Below are 14,712 nucleotides of genomic sequence, written 5' to 3' on the forward strand. Positions count from 1 at the left end.
GCCGCCCCGACCGACGAAGGGAGCCTTTCAAGTCGGACGACGCGGTAGAGCGCCGTATGAACGCAGGGGATCGCGTCCGCGTCGATCGCACCGGGACCACCTACGAGGGCGTGCTGTTGCCCTCGACGACGAACGAGGAACTCGTCGTCAAACTCGATGGCGGCTACAACGTCGGGATCGATCGGGCCGACGCGTCCGTCGAAATCGTCGACAGGGACACCTACGACATCGCCGCCGCGGGCGATGCCGAGGGCGACTCGGAGATCACCTTCGACGACGACCTCCCGACGATCGCGCTCATCTCGACCGGCGGGACGATCGCCTCGACGGTCGATTATCGAACCGGCGCGGTGACCGCCCAGTTCGACGCCGAGGACGTACTGCGCGCCGTCCCCGAACTCGCGGGGCGGGCGAACTACCGGGGGCGCGTCGTCGCGAACATCCTCTCCGAGAACATGACGCCGACCGTCTGGACCGATCTCGCCGAGGCGGTCCACGACGAGATCGACCGGGGCGCGGACGGCGTCGTCGTGATGCACGGCACCGACACGATGCAGTACACGGCGGCGGCGCTCTCTTTTATGCTCGACTCGCCAGTCCCGATCGTCCTGACGGGCAGCCAGCGATCGGCCGATCGGCCCTCTTCGGACAACGTGATGAACGCGGTCTGCGCCGTCGAGGCGGCGAAAGCCGATCATTCCGACGTGCTCGTCTGCATGCACGAGACCGAATCGGACGACGCGTGTGCGCTCCATCGCGGCACCCGCGTCCGGAAGAACCACACCTCGCGACGGAACGCCTTCGAGACCGTGGGCGCGAATCCGCTCGGCCGCGTCGAGTGGGAGACCGGCGAGGTCGCGTTCGGACGTGAGGTGTCCGATCGCGGCGACGCCGACCTCGGTATTCATCCCGACCTCGACACCGACGTCGAACTCCTCAAATTCGTCCCCGGGACCGATCCCGCTCGGCTCGACTTCGCCGACGGCGCCTCGGGTATCGTCCTCGAGGGCACCGGACTCGGCCACGTCAACACCGAGTGGATCGACCGGATCGACGAACTCACAGACGCCGGCACGACGGTCGTCATGACGAGCCAGTGCATCGAGGGGCGGGTCTGCGATCGCGTCTACGACACCGGCCGCGACCTCCTCGACGCCGGGGTCGTCGAGGCGGGTGACACGCTCCCCGAGACGGCCTACGTGAAGCTGATGTGGGCGATCGCGAACACCGAGAGCGTCGCGGAGACGATGCGTCGATCGATCGCGGGCGAGCTGCAGGAGCGATCGGTCCCCTGGACCTGAGGCGATGTCCGCCGACTCTGCGGTGACGATCCGGCAGGCCCGCCACGACGACCGCGAGGCGATCGTCTCGTTTACCACCGACACGTGGGATCGACTCGGCGGCGACTACGTCCCCGACGCGTTCGACGGATGGGTCGACACGGACGGGCCGACCCAGCGGACACTCGTGGCCATTCTCGACGAGCGGCCGGTGGGAATTTGTCAGGGCGTCCTGTTGTCGCCTCACGAGGCGTGGGCGCTCGGCATGCGCGTCGATCCCGACGTCCGGGGGCGCGATATCGGCCGGCGGCTCACCGAGACGGTCTTCGAGTGGGCGGCCGGTCGGGGCGCGACCGTCTGTCGAAACATGGTGTTCTCGTGGAACGCGGCCGGAATGGGCCAATCGCGGGCGCTCGGCTTCGAGCCGTTGACGGCGTTTCGCTGGCTCGAACCGACGCCGGACGCCGACGCCAGATACGATCTCACAGTCGAAACCGATCCCGCGCTCGCGTGGAGCGCGTTTCACGGTAGCGACGCCTTCGGCGAACTGTGCGGACTGGGGCTGGACCTCGAGGAGTCGTGGGCGCTCGCCGAACTGACGCCCGATCGGTTGAAGTCGGCCGAAACGACGCTGGCCGTCCGCGATGCCGAGCGACTTCGCGGAATGAGCTACCGGGTCCGGACGTTCGAGCAAGAAGACGACGGCGAGACCCGCCGCTGGGCCGAGTACGGCGTCGGCGCGTGGGACGACGTCGAGGCGCTTCGATCGCTCGCGGCGGCCATCGCCCGCGATGCGGCGAACGCGGGCGCAGAGTGCGCGCGAGTGCTCGCCCCCGAAACGCCGCGGCACGTCTCCGACGCCGCGCACGCTCGCATCGACACGTCCGAGGAACCGGACTTCGTCTTCGAGCGCGACCTGAGCGCGTACCGGTGACTTCCGTTCAGAGCGGTCGACTCGATGGAGACGGTGAGGCCGAACAGACTGTTGGGCGCCGATCACGGAGATTCGACGAGGACGCACACGACCTTAGCTGAAGGAGGAATCCGACGGCGCGTCCACCAACCGCCGCGAACTGTACGCGACGAGGAGCCCGCCGCACGCCAACACCGCGACGGCAGCCGTCAGCGGGTTGAACACGCCGAGTGCGACGGCTGAAACGGCGATCACGTTGTAGACGAGAACGACCCCGATGTTTTGTGTCACCCGTCGGTTGGCCGCGCCCGCGAGGTCGAACGCGGTTTCGACGGAGCCGATCTCGTCGTCGGCGATCGCGATATCGGCGGCGTCGGCCGCGAGCGCCGTTCCCCCACCGAGCGAGATCCCGAGATCCGCCGCGGCGAGCGCGGGCGCGTCGTTCGTCCCGTCGCCGACCATGGCGACCGATCCCTCGGCTCTGAGCCGTCGGATCGTCGCCGTCTTCCCCTCGGGTGGGACGCTCGCGAAGACGTGGGTGACGTGTGGGTGCCGGCTGAAGAACGCGGTCGCCTCCTCGTCGTCGCCGGTCAGGACGACGATGTCGGTGCCGCGTTTCCCCAATCGCGTCAGCGCGTCGTCCCAGCCCTCTCGGGGCTCGTCGCCGACGACGATGAGCCCCTCCGCCGTTCCGTCCCGCCCGACGACGACCGGGAGCCGGCCGAACCCGCGCGATTCGACGACTCGCGATTCGATCTCCGCATCGACTGTCCACCCCAGTTCGTCGAAGAGTCCGAGCGTCCCGATCAGGACGGTCGTCCCGTCGACGACGCCTTCGATCCCGGTAGCGTGGGTGGTGAACTCGCTGATACGACCGGTGTGCTCTCGATCCCCATCGGTACCGTTCTCCGACCCCGCGTCGGCTCCGCGCCCCCGGTCTTCGCCGTCCTCGTTCTCCCCGCCGTCGGTGCGTACATCGCCATCTCGACCGCCGTCGCGGCCGAACGCGGTCACGATCGCGTTCGCGGCCGGATGGGACGCCCGCCGCTCCAGTTCTGCGACCGCATCCAACAGCGCCGCTGGCGCGTCGGCCTCGATCACGTCCATCTCTCCGGTGGTGAGCGTCCCGGTCTTGTCGAAGACGACGGTGTCGACGTCGCGGAGCCGCTCGAACACCGTCTCGTCGAAGATGACGATCCCCCGCCGCAACGCCGCCTCGAGGCTGGTGGCGACCGACAGCGGGGTCGCCAGTCCGAGCGCCCACGGCGACCCCACGAGCAGGACCAACAGCACCCGACGGACGATGCCGATCGGTCCGATGCCGAGAACGATCGCTGCTCCGCCGACGAGGACTGCGGCCGCCCCGAGCAGCCAGATCACGCGGACGGCCAGCCGGTCAGCGCGGCGCTTGACGCCGTGGTCGGCGCTCTGTAGCTTCCAGACGGCCGTCGTGATCCGGTCGATGCTGCTCGTCGCTCCCGCTCCGACCTCGACGATCGCCGCGTCGTCCGTAACGATCGATCCGCCGAGGACCGTCTCGCCCGGTCGCTTCAACACCGGCAGCGATTCCCCCGTGACGACGGCTTCGTCGACCGTGCAGTCGCTTTCCAGCAGCGTGCCGTCCACCGGGATCCGTTCGCCCTGTTTGACGAGCACGCGATCGCCCGACGCGAGTTCGTCGACCCCGACCGTCGTCTCACCGTCGCCCGGGTCGTACACCCGCGCGGTGTCAACCTGCGAGACGGTCAACTCCGTGAGCCGGCTCAGCGCCCGCTGTTTGACCGAGGACTCGTAGAACGTCGCTGCCGTCACGGCGGCGGCGACGATCACCGTGACGTCGTAGAAGATGTCGATCCGTCCCACCAGGACTGCGACGGTGCTGTACACGTAAGCGCTCACGGCGGTGGCCGCGACGAGGAGGTCCGTGTTCGGCTGTCGCATCTTCAGGCCGACGTACGCGCCGCGCAGCACCGGCAACCCGGTGAAAAAGAGGATGACGCCGGTCAACACGAGGTAGATGCGCAGGAACATGAATCCGCCCTGCCCGCCCAGATCGAGCGCGCCCTCGAACACGCTGAGTGCGGCCCAATCGACGAGCGACGCGAGGTGAGTCGGATACAGTATGGAGACGTACGGGACCAACAGGAACGCGCCGAAGAGGAGGCCGGCGGCGTACCGGAACTCCAGAATCTGGTCGTCCTGCCGTTTCCGCACGCCGCCCATCTCCCGCGCCTGGCGCGTCGTGCTATCCGTTCCCGCGCTCTCGTCCGAAACGGTCTCTCTGAGGTACGCCGTGTACCCGAGCGTGCTGAGCGCATCGCGGAGTTCGGTCTTCGAGAGCAGATCCGCGTCGTGCGACACGCGGATCGTCTCCGTGACGTAGCTCGCCGCCGCGTCGTACACCCCCTCCTGTTTGTTCGCCACCGATTCGAGGAACGCCTCGCAGGTCGCCGAGTACATCCCGTCGATCCGGAGAAACGTGTGGGTGCCCTCCGGCTCCCGTTCGATCTCATCGCCGCTGGATCCCGCGCCAGTCTCCTCAGCACCCCTCTCGAGCCCCGTCGCTTCCCCCCCACGCGTGGTCTGTGCCGGACCCATTGTCCGGCAGACGTCGCGACATCCCGTCGAGCAAAACACGCCCTCGGTTTCCGCATCGACGCTCTTCGAGCCGATCTCGCGGCCGCACAGGACACAGCCGGCGGGGGGTCCGGCGTCAGGTGCCACGAGTGCCTCCCTCCACTGCGTCGGGGGTCCCCCTCGCCAATGAGTCGTTTCGTGTCCCGGTCATTCGCTCTCGCGGTGAACGCTCCCGCTCATCGCGTCCCCTCGACGCCGTCAAGCAGTTCGGCGGGCTCGATTCGGCCCAACCGCGTCGCGTTCGCGGTGATGGCGACGGTCATGCCGGCGTCGCCGACGAGCACCGCCGCCCACACGGGTACCAAACCGAACGGGACGCTGACCGCGAGCAGGCCCTTCGCGGCGAGACTCGCCCAGACGTTCTGTCGGATCACACCGTTGCCCGCGTGCGAGAGCTCGTACAGGTACGGGAGCCGGGAGAGATCGTCGCCCATCAGCGCGATGTCCGCGGTTTCGAGCGCGGTGTCCGTACCCGCCGCGGCCATCGCGATGCCCACCGTCGCCGTCGCCAGCGCCGGGGCGTCGTTGACGCCGTCGCCGACCATCGCGACGCCGCCGTACGCGTCGTCGAGTGCCTCGAGCGCCTCGACTTTCTCCTCGGGAAGGAGCGAGGCTCGATAGTCGTCGACGCCGAGCTCGGTCGCGATCGCCCGGGCGGTTCGCTCGTTGTCCCCGGTGAGCATGACGATCTCTCGGACGCCGAGGTCGTGGAGGCGATCGATCGTCGCCTTCGCCTCCGGCCGAAGCTCGTCGGCGACCGCGATGACCCCCTCGAGTTCGTCCTCGGTGCCGATCAGGACGACGGTCTTGCCCGCCGATTGCAGCTCGGGGATCGTTCCCTCGAGGAGGTCGAGACAGTCGTTCCGCTCACACAGCTGCTGGCTCTTCGTCGTCACGACCCCTCCGTCGGTCGCGGCGTGGACGTGGGACAGATCGAACCCCAAACTCTCGAACAGCCCCGGCTTGCCGGCGTAGTGTCGCGTCCCGTGGACGGCCGCCTCGACCCCCTTGCCGGTGATGCTCTCGAACCCCCGCACCTCGGGCGCGTCGATCGCTCGGTCCGCGGCGTGTTCGACGATCGCCTCGCCGATCGGATGCTCCGATCGAGCCTCCAGTCCACGGGCGCATCGAAGCACGTCCGCTTCCGTGTTCCCGTTTAGCGGGATCACGTCGGTGACGGTGAGCTCGCCTCGCGTGAGCGTCCCCGTCTTGTCCATGGCGATCGCCTCGACCTCTCCCATCGCCTCGAGGTGGTTGCCGCCCTTGATCAGGACGCCGTTTTTCGCCCCGCTCGTGATCCCGGAGACGACCGAGACGGGCGTCGAGATGACGAACGCGCAGGGACACGCGAGGACGATCAGCGTGAGCCCGTAGAGGAACCACACGTTCCAGGCCGCCGGGAACGTGTGGGCGTAGCCGGCGACGAGTTCCACCGCCACGGGCTCCGTCAGGAGAAGCGGCGGCACGACCGCGGTGAGGACCGCGAGCGTAACGACGACCGGCGTGTAGCGAGCGGCGAACCGGTCGACGAACTCCTCGCGCTCGGTCTTGGCGGCCTGTGCGTCCTCGACCATCTCGACGATCCGCGAGAGGGTGTTGTCGCTCGCCTCGGACCCCACCTCGAGTTCGAGATACCCCGACTCGTTGATCGTGCCGGCGTACACCGCGTCGCCCTCGATCTTATCGACGGGCACGGACTCACCCGTGATCGGCGCCTGATTCACCGCGCTCTCGCCCTCGACGACGGTCCCGTCCATCGGGATCTTCTCGCCCGGACGAACGAGGACGACGTCGCCGATCTCGACGTCCTCGACGGGGATGGTGACGGACTCTCCATCGCGGCGGACGGTCGCCTCGTCGGGCGAGAGATCCATCAGCTCCCGGAGGGAGTTGCGCGCGCGGTCGATCGAGTGCCGTTCGAGGAGCTCGGCCACGCTGAACAGGACCGCAAGCAGCGCCGCTTCCAGATACAGTCCGGCTCCGAACCCGAGGCTGGCGGCGAGCGCGCCGATGATCGCGATCGACATCAGCAGGTCGATGTCGAGGGTGCGGTTCCGGAGGGAGTAATAGCCGCTCCGGAGGATCGTCGCGCCGGCCGTCGCGACGGCCGCGAGAAAGAGGAGGTCGGCGACGAACAGCTCCCGGCCGAGGACGCTCGCCACCTCCGCGTTGACGCCCGTCGTCACGAACTCGACGAGGAGGCCAATGAGGGCAACTCCGCCGCTGACCCCCGTCTTTATCGCGCGCTCGCTCCTCCAGACGCTCTCCGGCGCGTCGCCAGCGGTCGTCTCACCCGCCGGTGATTCGATATCCGCTCTCGCGTCGCCCGAAACGCTCGTGACTTCGTATCCGGCGCGTTCGATCGCGCGCACGAGATCGCGCGCCGAGAGCGTCGCGGCGTCGTAGCTCGCGACGACCGTGCCGGCCGTCGGCCGCGTCTCGTACCGGGCGATGCCGTCGAGATCACCGAGCGAGGTCTCGACCTTTCCCGCACACGACGGGCAGTCCATCTCGGGGACCTCGAATCGGACCTCGGCGACGGCTTCGACTGCTCCGCTCACTGAGCGAGACTAGCTCCCCGAATCGTATCAATCACGCTGTTATACACTGCCAGCTTGCTAGTAACAATTTATAGATCTAACACGAACAAATTAACAACACCACCTATCGGGCCCGGAACCGCAAGGCATCTGTGGCGCTCCGCTGTGCACCCGGTATGGAGCGTCACGCGGCTCTTCTCGTCGCTTCGGGCGGGTTCGCTGGCGCGCTGAGCCGTCACGCCGTCGCGGTCGTTCTGGCCGAATCGTTCCCGTGGGGGACCCTCGCCGTCAACGTCGTCGGGGCGTTCGCGCTCGGGCTGTTCGTCTACCGGACGCGAGAACGCGGCCGCGTCTCGGATCGGACACGACTCGCCGTCTCCACCGGGTTTGTCTCCTCGTTCACCACGTACAGCACCTTCGCGAGCGAGACCGTCGCGCTCGATCCGGCGCTCGCCGCGATCAACGTCGTCGCCAACTACGCGCTCGGCCTCGCGGCCGTGCTGGTCGCCCGCGAGGTGGTCCGGTGGCACTCGTGAGCGCGCTCGCGGTCGGCGTCGGCGGTGCGATCGGAGCCGTCGCCCGCTATGCGGTCAGCCTCGCGATCGAGCGCCAGCACCTCGACACCGTCGCGATCAACGTCTCGGGGAGCTTCCTCATCGGCGTCGTCCTCGGCTCGAACCTCGGCGGCCCCGCGGCACTCGCGCTGTCGGTCGGCTTCTGCGGCGCGTTCACGACGTTCTCGTCGTTTGCCGTCGAGACGGCTCGACTCGCGGAGGACGGACATCTCGCCGACGCGGCTCGGTACGCCATCGGCACGCTCCTCGCGGCGCTCGTCGCGGTCCTCGCTGGATTCGCCGTCGGACGCGCCCTCTGAATCTCAATCGGCGCTGACGCGCTGCATCTCGATCTCGAGATCGCGACCGGTCATCTCGTCGGCGGTTCGTTTCAGGTCGCGCCGCAGCCGTTCGAACTCTGCCGTCAACTCCCCGTACGCGACGCTCGCCTCCAGTTCGTGGCGGCTCTTTTCGGCCTGGAGCGCGGCGCGTTTCGACGCCAGCGAAAAGAACTCCTGAAGCTTCTCGTCGTACTCCGTTCGGGTCACGAGCGAGCCGACGACGGTCGTGATATCCCGGCGTTCGACCGGTTTGACGACGTACTCGTCGAAGCCCATCTCGATGATCCCGAAATCGGGCTCGACCGCCGTGACGATCGCCACCCGGCAGCCGTACCCCTCCTCGCGCACGCATCGAACCACATCGTCGCCCGATAGACGCGGCATCAGCCGGTCGATCAACGCCACGTCGACGCGGTCGTCGATCGTTTCGACGGCCTCCGGGCCCCCGTACGCCGTCTCGACGTCGTATTTGTCGTCGAGCCACGCGGCGTACAGGTCCGCAAGCTGGCTTTCGTCGTCGACGACCAGCACGGTCGGCGTTCCGTCGGTCATACACTCCCCATGCGACGCTATACCGTCACGGAATACATAGGGGTTCGCGGTCTTCGTGCGGCCGAAACGAAACGTCCATTTAAGTAATCAGACCGATTTCCGTCCGGTCAGGCCGCGCGGCGCTCTTTGGCCTTCGGCCGGAGTTTCTTGTATCCGCACTTTCGACAGCTTTCGGCACGTTCCGGGTTTCGAGCGTTACAGCGCATGCAGATCATCTTGTCGAGAATGCGCTTTTCTGCTTCCTCGAAGCTAGCCATACACGACGTGAGACGGTCCCTGCGGATAAACCTAACCGTTCCGAACTGCTGCGGGCTGTTCCTGGCTTCGGCCGCTCGGAGCGCCCCCACGCGGGCTGACGCCGCGTCGGCTGCCGCCGATCGCCCTCGAGGAGCGGTCGCGACGAACAAAGCCTTTAGTCTCGACCGTTTAGAGACAGCAAATGGTACTCGACGACCTGGGCAGTTCCCTCCGGGGAACGCTCGACAAACTGCAGGGGAAGACGACCCTCTCGGAGGACGACGTCGAGGAGATCGTCAAGGAGATCCAGCGCTCGCTCCTGTCGGCCGACGTCGACGTCTCGCTCGTCATGGACCTCTCGGATTCGATCCGAGAGCGCGCACTCGACGAGGAGCCGCCGGCGGGGACGACCGCCCGCGACCACGTGCTCAAGATCGTCTACGAGGAGATGGTCGAACTGGTCGGCGATTCGACTGACCTCCCGCTCGAAGAACAGACGATCGTTCTCGCCGGACTGCAGGGATCGGGGAAGACGACCACCGCCGCGAAGATGGCGTGGTGGTTCTCGAAGAAGGGGCTCCGCCCCGCCGTCATCCAGACCGACACGTTCCGTCCCGGTGCCTACGAGCAGGCCAGAGAGATGTGCGAGCGCGCGGAGGTCGACTTCTACGGCGACCCCGACAACGACGACCCCGTCGACATCGCTCGTACGGGGCTCGAAGCGACCGCTGACGCCGACGTCCACATCGTCGATACAGCGGGTCGACACGCCCTCGAGGACGTGCTGATCGACGAACTCGAACAGATCGAGTCGGTGGTGGACCCCGATCGGAACCTGCTCGTTCTCGACGCCGCGATCGGGCAGGGCGCGAAGGATCAGGCCGAGCGGTTCCACGACGCGGTCGGCATCGACGGCGTCGTCATCACGAAGCTCGACGGGACGGCAAAAGGTGGCGGCGCGCTCGCCGCGGTCGATCAGACCGGCTCCTCGATCGCGTTCCTCGGGACCGGCGAGGAAGTGAAGGACATCGAGCGCTTCGAGCCCTCGGGGTTCATCTCCCGGCTGCTCGGGATGGGCGATCTCAAACAGCTCTCCGAGCGCGTTGAGCGCGCGATGGCCGAAACGCAGGCCGAGGAGGACTGGGATCCCGAGGACCTGATGAAGGGGGAGTTCACCCTGAACGACATGCGAAACCAGATGAACGCGATGAACCGGATGGGACCGCTCGATCAGGTCCTCGACATGATTCCCGGGCTTGGCGGCGGGATCAAGGACCAACTCCCCGACGATGCGATGGACGTGACGCAGGATCGTCTGCGGAGCTTCGAGGTGATCATGGACTCGATGACCGAGGCCGAACTCGAACACCCCCGCGCGGTCGGCCAGAGCCAGATCGAGCGCATCGCACGCGGCTCGGGCAAGGACGAGGAGACGGTCCGGGAACTGCTCGAACAGCACAAGATGATGAGCCAGATGATGAAGCAGTTCCAGGGGATGGGCGACGGAGACATGCAGCGGATGATGAAACAGATGGGTGGTGGCGGTGGCGGCGGTCTCGGCGGAATGGGGCCGTTCGGCGACTGATTTGGAGCGACGGCGTCCGACTGCCCCCGTGGTGTGATTCCGGCGTTTTCAGGCTCCCGAGAGAGTGAAAACACCGATTAGTCCGAATTTGTGACTTTCTTCCAAACGATTATGTTTCTAGCGTTTGAGTGGACCGTTGGGGATGTCGACCGAAAACGCCACGATTTTGGCCGTCGACGACGAGCGCGAGCTCGTCGAAATCTATCGAACGTGGTTCGACGGAACGTACGCCGTTCGGGCCGCCTACGGGGGTCGCGAAGCCCTTTCGGCCTTCGATGAGTCGATCGATCTCGTGTTGCTCGACCGTCGGATGCCCGGGACGTCAGGTGACGACGTGCTCGACGCGCTCCGCGAGGACGGCCACGACGTGCCCGTCGTCATGGTGACTGCAGTCGAACCCGACGAGGGAATCATCGAACTCCCGTTCGACGAGTACGTGATCAAACCCGTCGATCGGACGAAGCTGCTCGAAGCGGTCGATCGCGCGCTGACTCGCGCTGAGGACGACACCGCGAGCGACGTGCTCGACGCGCTCGGCGATGAAAAGACGCGACGCTGCTGTCGCGTCCTCAACGGCGACGAAAAGAGTGCCCGCGAGATCGCCGACGTGACCGGTTACTCCCTACCGACGGTGTATCGACGGCTCAACACCCTCCGGCAGGCCGGTCTGATCGACAGCCGGACGACGATCGATCCCGGCGGCGACCACTACGAGGCGTTCACGACGATCACCGAGCGGATCACCGTCGAACTCGGCGAGTTCACCGTTCAGTGCGAGCCGGTGAGCAAACAGGAAATCTGATGCATTTTCCGGCCGACGCCAGCGGGTAGCAACATCCATAAAACGCCAGAGACCGTACTTCGATCAGTGAAGCGCCTCCACATCCTCGCCGTCTCGCTCCTCGTTGGCATCGCCCTCGCCGCCGCCGTCCCGGCAGCCGCCGACGTCCCCGATGCCCGACTCGTCGTCTCCGACGTGACGGTGACGCCGGCCGCCCCGGACCCGGGCAACACGACGACCGTCGAGTTCACCGTCGCGAACTCCGGCGGCAGCACGACCGGCGTGGCCGTCGATCGCGTGGCTCTCCGGAACCGAACCGACGGCACGGTTCACGCCGAGGCGTCCCGGCTCGGGGCGCTTTCGGTCGGCGACGACGTCACGCTCGAACTCTCGACGGCGTTCGACGACGCTGGCGTCAAGGATCTCGAACTCGTCGTCGAGACCGAGGACGAGGACGGGGAGACGGTGACGGTCACCCGACCGGTCATGATCGTCGTCGGCGGCGTCGACGCGGCCGGCATCACCGACGACGTCCAGGTCGATGCCCGAACGGTTCTCCCCTCCGAAATCGACGAGGACGAACAGCTCAACGTCGATCTCGGCGCCGACGCCAGCGGCCTGTTGGGCGGTGACAGCGAGGAGGACGACGAGGAACTTCGGACGCCGCTCGTCCGCGTCGAGGTGACGAACTTCGGGACCGCGACCGCGCGTGACGTAGTTGTCGCGCCGTCGACGGCGAACGAATCGCTCGCCCGTCTCGCGGTCGTTGACGTCGCCCCGGGGACCGCCGAGAGCGTCTTTTTCGACGCGGGTCGGTTCGACGACCCGACGACGATCACCTTCGAGGCGAGTTACACGCTCGGCACCGACCGGAACGCGAGCGAAACGACGCTCGAGTACCGTCCGAACCGTGGCGAGGTCGTCCTGACCGACGTGGACATGACGCTCGAGGACGGGACGGTGACCGTGACCGGCAACGCCGCGAACCCCGGGTTGGGCGCGGTCAACGGTGCGATCGTCTCGATCGGTGAGACCGAGTACGTCGAGCCGGCCTATCCGGCTCGGGAGTACTTCGTTGGCACGATCCCCGAGAGCGAGTTCGTCCGGTTCGACGTGACCGCCGACGTCGATCACGCGAACGCGACGACGGTGCCGCTGACCGTCACCTACCTCGCTGACGGCGACCCGTACGAGCGGACCGTCGAGCTGGAGTACGACGCCCGATCCGAGTCGGACGAATCCGACGGTGGCTCCGGCGTCCCGCTGTCGGTCGTCGCGGTGATCGGCGGGTCGGTGGTGATCGCCGGCGGGGCGGCGCTCAGTCGGAGGCGACTCCGTGGCCGCGATTGAGCTGATCGACGTCACCCGCCGGTACGACGGGGGCGGCGAGACCGTCGTCGCGCTGGATTCGGTGTCGATGTCAGTCGATCACGGCGAGTTCGTCGCGATCATGGGCCCAAGCGGGAGCGGTAAATCGACGCTTCTGAACGTTATCGGCCTCCTCGATTCCTCCGACGAGGGACGGGTCCGGGTCGACGGTGAGGACGTGACTGACATCCCAATCGACGAGCGCACTCGGCTCCGAAAGGAGACGATCGGCTTCGTCTTTCAGGACTTCCATCTCATTCCGACGCTTTCGGCGCTCGAAAACGTCGTCATGCCGACGATCTTCGACGCGGGGCCGAAGCGCGAGCGGGCCGCCGATCTACTCGAGCGGGTCGGGCTGGCCGATCGACTCGACCACCTCCCGGACGAGCTCAGCGGCGGGCAAAAACAGCGCGTCGCGATCGCCAGAGCGCTCATCAACAGCCCGACGATCGTGCTGGCTGACGAGCCGACGGGCAATCTCGACCGCGATACCGGCGAACGGATCCTCGAGGAACTGACGGCCGTCACGGGCGACGGCGTCAGCGTCGTCGCCGTCACGCACGATCCGGCCGTCGCGGCCTATGCCGACCGGACGATCGAACTCCGCGACGGGGCGATAACGTGACCCGGGTTCCGGCGCTGTTCGTCGCGCGCCGCAACCTCTCGCGGAACCGGCTCCGATCGGCGCTCGCCGCGCTCGGCATTCTGGTCGGCGTCGTCGCCATCGCCTCGCTCGGCATCTTCGGCAACGTCCTCGCCGTCGGCGCCGACGACGCCCTCGGGGACATCGGGACGCAGGTGATCGTCACGCCGAACGCTGACGCCGGAATCGGCTCGATCGACGAGCGCACGGTGACCGAGATCGAGCGCGTGACGACCGAGGGGACCGTCGTCCCGCTCCGGACCGACGGCGGGCTCGTTCGCCGCGGCGGCCAGTCGGCCGCGGCGACGATCTACGGGATCGAGAATCCCAACTCAATTTACACCGCGGCCGACGGCCGCCTCCCCGACCGACACCGTCAGGGGGCGATCGTCGGTGCGGACCTCGCCGTCTCGCTTGACGCTCGGGTCGGCGACAACGTCGACGTGGCTGGCGAGACGTACCGCGTCATCGCCGTCTTGGAGCCGATCGAGGCGTTCACCCCCGTCTCACCGAACGACGCCGTCATGCTCCCCGAGGACGCGGTCGGCGGTGACGGCTACCAGCAGGTCGTCATCCAGACCGAAACGGGGGCCGCCGCGACGTCGAGTGCGGCGGCGATCGAGGCGACGGTCAACGACCGCGAGGCGGTCGTCGAGGTCTTCGAACTCTCTTCCATCCTCGAGGAGATCGACGCGTTCTTCTCGCTGCTCTCGGCGTTTCTCGTCGGTCTCGGCGGGATCTCGCTGTTCGTTGCCGGCGTGAGCATCCTGAACGTGATGTTGATGAGCGCCGTCGAGCGCCGCGAGGAGATCGGCGTCCTCCGCGCGGTCGGCGTGAGCCGGCGGTCGGTCCTTCGGACGATGCTGTTTGAGGCGGCCCTTCTGGGGGTCGTCGGGGCGTTAGGGGGCGTTTTCGTAACCGCCTTCCTCGTCGCGGGCCTGTATCTGGCGACGCCGGTCGAACTGTGGATCGTGCTCGATCCGACGAACGCGCTGTACCTGGTCGGCGCGTTCGCCTTCGGGATCCTGATAAGCGTCGTCAGCGGGCTCTATCCGGCCTGGAAGGCGGCCAACGAGCGCCCCGTCGACGCGCTTCGGGGATGAGTGCCGCCCCGTTTTTATTCCCGGCCGTCGTCTGACCGATAACACATGGTCGTGGGAGACATTTCGACGGGAACCGAAGTACTGGTGATCGGCGGGGGTCCGGGCGGCTACGTGGCCGCGATTCGGGGCGGCCAGCTCGGCCTCGACGTGACGCTCGTCGAAGCGGACGCCTACGGGG

General features: G+C 67.2%; 13 protein-coding genes and 1 pseudogene. 10 read left to right on the forward strand and 4 right to left on the reverse strand.

The features are described from left to right. Positions 1–56 precede the first annotated feature (56 nt). Together gatD and DM868_RS13540 are read left to right on the forward strand one after the other, a co-directional pair. The gene (gene gatD / locus DM868_RS13535) at positions 57–1,301 is read left to right on the forward strand and encodes a Glu-tRNA(Gln) amidotransferase subunit GatD (RefSeq protein ID WP_137277362.1); all 1,245 of its coding nucleotides are present in this window, start codon (positions 57–59) and stop codon (positions 1,299–1,301) included. A gap of 4 nt (positions 1,302–1,305) precedes the next feature. Beyond that, the gene (locus DM868_RS13540; protein WP_170964523.1) at positions 1,306–2,214 is read left to right on the forward strand and encodes a GNAT family N-acetyltransferase; all 909 of its coding nucleotides are present in this window, start codon (positions 1,306–1,308) and stop codon (positions 2,212–2,214) included. A gap of 93 nt (positions 2,215–2,307) precedes the next feature. On the opposite strand, the gene DM868_RS13545 is transcribed toward DM868_RS13540, so the two are convergent. Both DM868_RS13545 and DM868_RS13550 read right to left on the reverse strand, forming a co-directional pair. After that, positions 2,308–4,917: a heavy metal translocating P-type ATPase gene (locus tag DM868_RS13545; RefSeq protein WP_187349124.1), complete on the reverse strand. Its 2,610-nt coding sequence runs from the start codon at positions 4,915–4,917 to the stop codon at positions 2,308–2,310. Between the two features lie 89 nt (positions 4,918–5,006). Next, on the reverse strand, positions 5,007–7,340 hold the full coding sequence (locus DM868_RS13550) for a heavy metal translocating P-type ATPase (protein WP_137277386.1): 2,334 nt from the start codon (positions 7,338–7,340) through the stop codon (positions 5,007–5,009). Between the two features lie 206 nt (positions 7,341–7,546). On the opposite strand from DM868_RS13550, the gene DM868_RS13555 reads away from it, so the two are divergent. Both DM868_RS13555 and DM868_RS13560 read left to right on the forward strand, forming a co-directional pair. After that, positions 7,547–7,906 carry a fluoride efflux transporter FluC gene (locus tag DM868_RS13555; protein WP_137277363.1) on the forward strand — a complete coding sequence of 120 codons (360 nt, stop codon included), beginning with the start codon at positions 7,547–7,549 and terminating at the stop codon, positions 7,904–7,906. Then, positions 7,894–8,244 carry a fluoride efflux transporter FluC gene (locus DM868_RS13560; RefSeq protein ID WP_137277364.1) on the forward strand — a complete coding sequence of 117 codons (351 nt, stop codon included), beginning with the start codon at positions 7,894–7,896 and terminating at the stop codon, positions 8,242–8,244. Before DM868_RS13555 ends, DM868_RS13560 begins: the two co-directional genes overlap by 13 nt. Before the next feature lie 3 nt (positions 8,245–8,247). Here the strand turns inward: DM868_RS13560 and DM868_RS13565 are convergent, their stop codons facing one another. Both DM868_RS13565 and DM868_RS13570 read right to left on the reverse strand, forming a co-directional pair. Then, positions 8,248–8,817, reverse strand: coding sequence for a HalX domain-containing protein (locus DM868_RS13565; protein WP_137277365.1), 570 nt, complete (start codon positions 8,815–8,817; stop codon positions 8,248–8,250). A gap of 107 nt (positions 8,818–8,924) precedes the next feature. After that, entirely contained in the window at positions 8,925–9,074 is a 150-nt protein-coding gene (locus DM868_RS13570) for a 50S ribosomal protein L40e (protein WP_137277366.1), read from the reverse strand. A 182-nt stretch (positions 9,075–9,256) separates the two neighbouring features. Here DM868_RS13570 and DM868_RS13575 point away from each other — a divergent pair, with 182 nt between their 5' ends. The 6 genes and pseudogenes from DM868_RS13575 to DM868_RS13600 all read left to right on the forward strand — a co-directional run. Further along, positions 9,257–10,639: a signal recognition particle protein Srp54 gene (locus tag DM868_RS13575; RefSeq protein WP_137277367.1), complete on the forward strand. Its 1,383-nt coding sequence runs from the start codon at positions 9,257–9,259 to the stop codon at positions 10,637–10,639. 142 nt (positions 10,640–10,781) lie between these two features. After that, complete coding sequence (locus tag DM868_RS13580) at positions 10,782–11,441, forward strand: winged helix-turn-helix domain-containing protein (RefSeq protein ID WP_137277368.1); 660 nt, start codon at positions 10,782–10,784, stop codon at positions 11,439–11,441. 66 nt (positions 11,442–11,507) lie between these two features. Beyond that, a complete protein-coding gene (locus tag DM868_RS13585; protein ID WP_137277369.1) occupies positions 11,508–12,770 on the forward strand; it encodes a hypothetical protein in 1,263 nt (420 codons plus the stop codon). After that, positions 12,757–13,410, forward strand: a pseudogene (locus DM868_RS13590) (ABC transporter ATP-binding protein); the annotation flags it as partial. The gene DM868_RS13585 and the pseudogene DM868_RS13590, both read left to right, overlap by 14 nt. Beyond that, positions 13,410–14,534, forward strand: coding sequence for an ABC transporter permease (locus tag DM868_RS13595; protein WP_137277371.1), 1,125 nt, complete (start codon positions 13,410–13,412; stop codon positions 14,532–14,534). The pseudogene DM868_RS13590 and the gene DM868_RS13595, both read left to right, overlap by 1 nt. A 45-nt stretch (positions 14,535–14,579) precedes the next feature. Further along, positions 14,580–14,712: FAD-dependent oxidoreductase (locus tag DM868_RS13600; RefSeq protein WP_137277372.1), on the forward strand; the 133-nt coding region annotated here is incomplete at its 3' end.

Origin of the sequence: Natronomonas salsuginis (genome assembly GCF_005239135.1) — an archaeon.
In the GTDB taxonomy this organism is placed as follows: domain Archaea; phylum Halobacteriota; class Halobacteria; order Halobacteriales; family Haloarculaceae; genus Natronomonas; species Natronomonas salsuginis.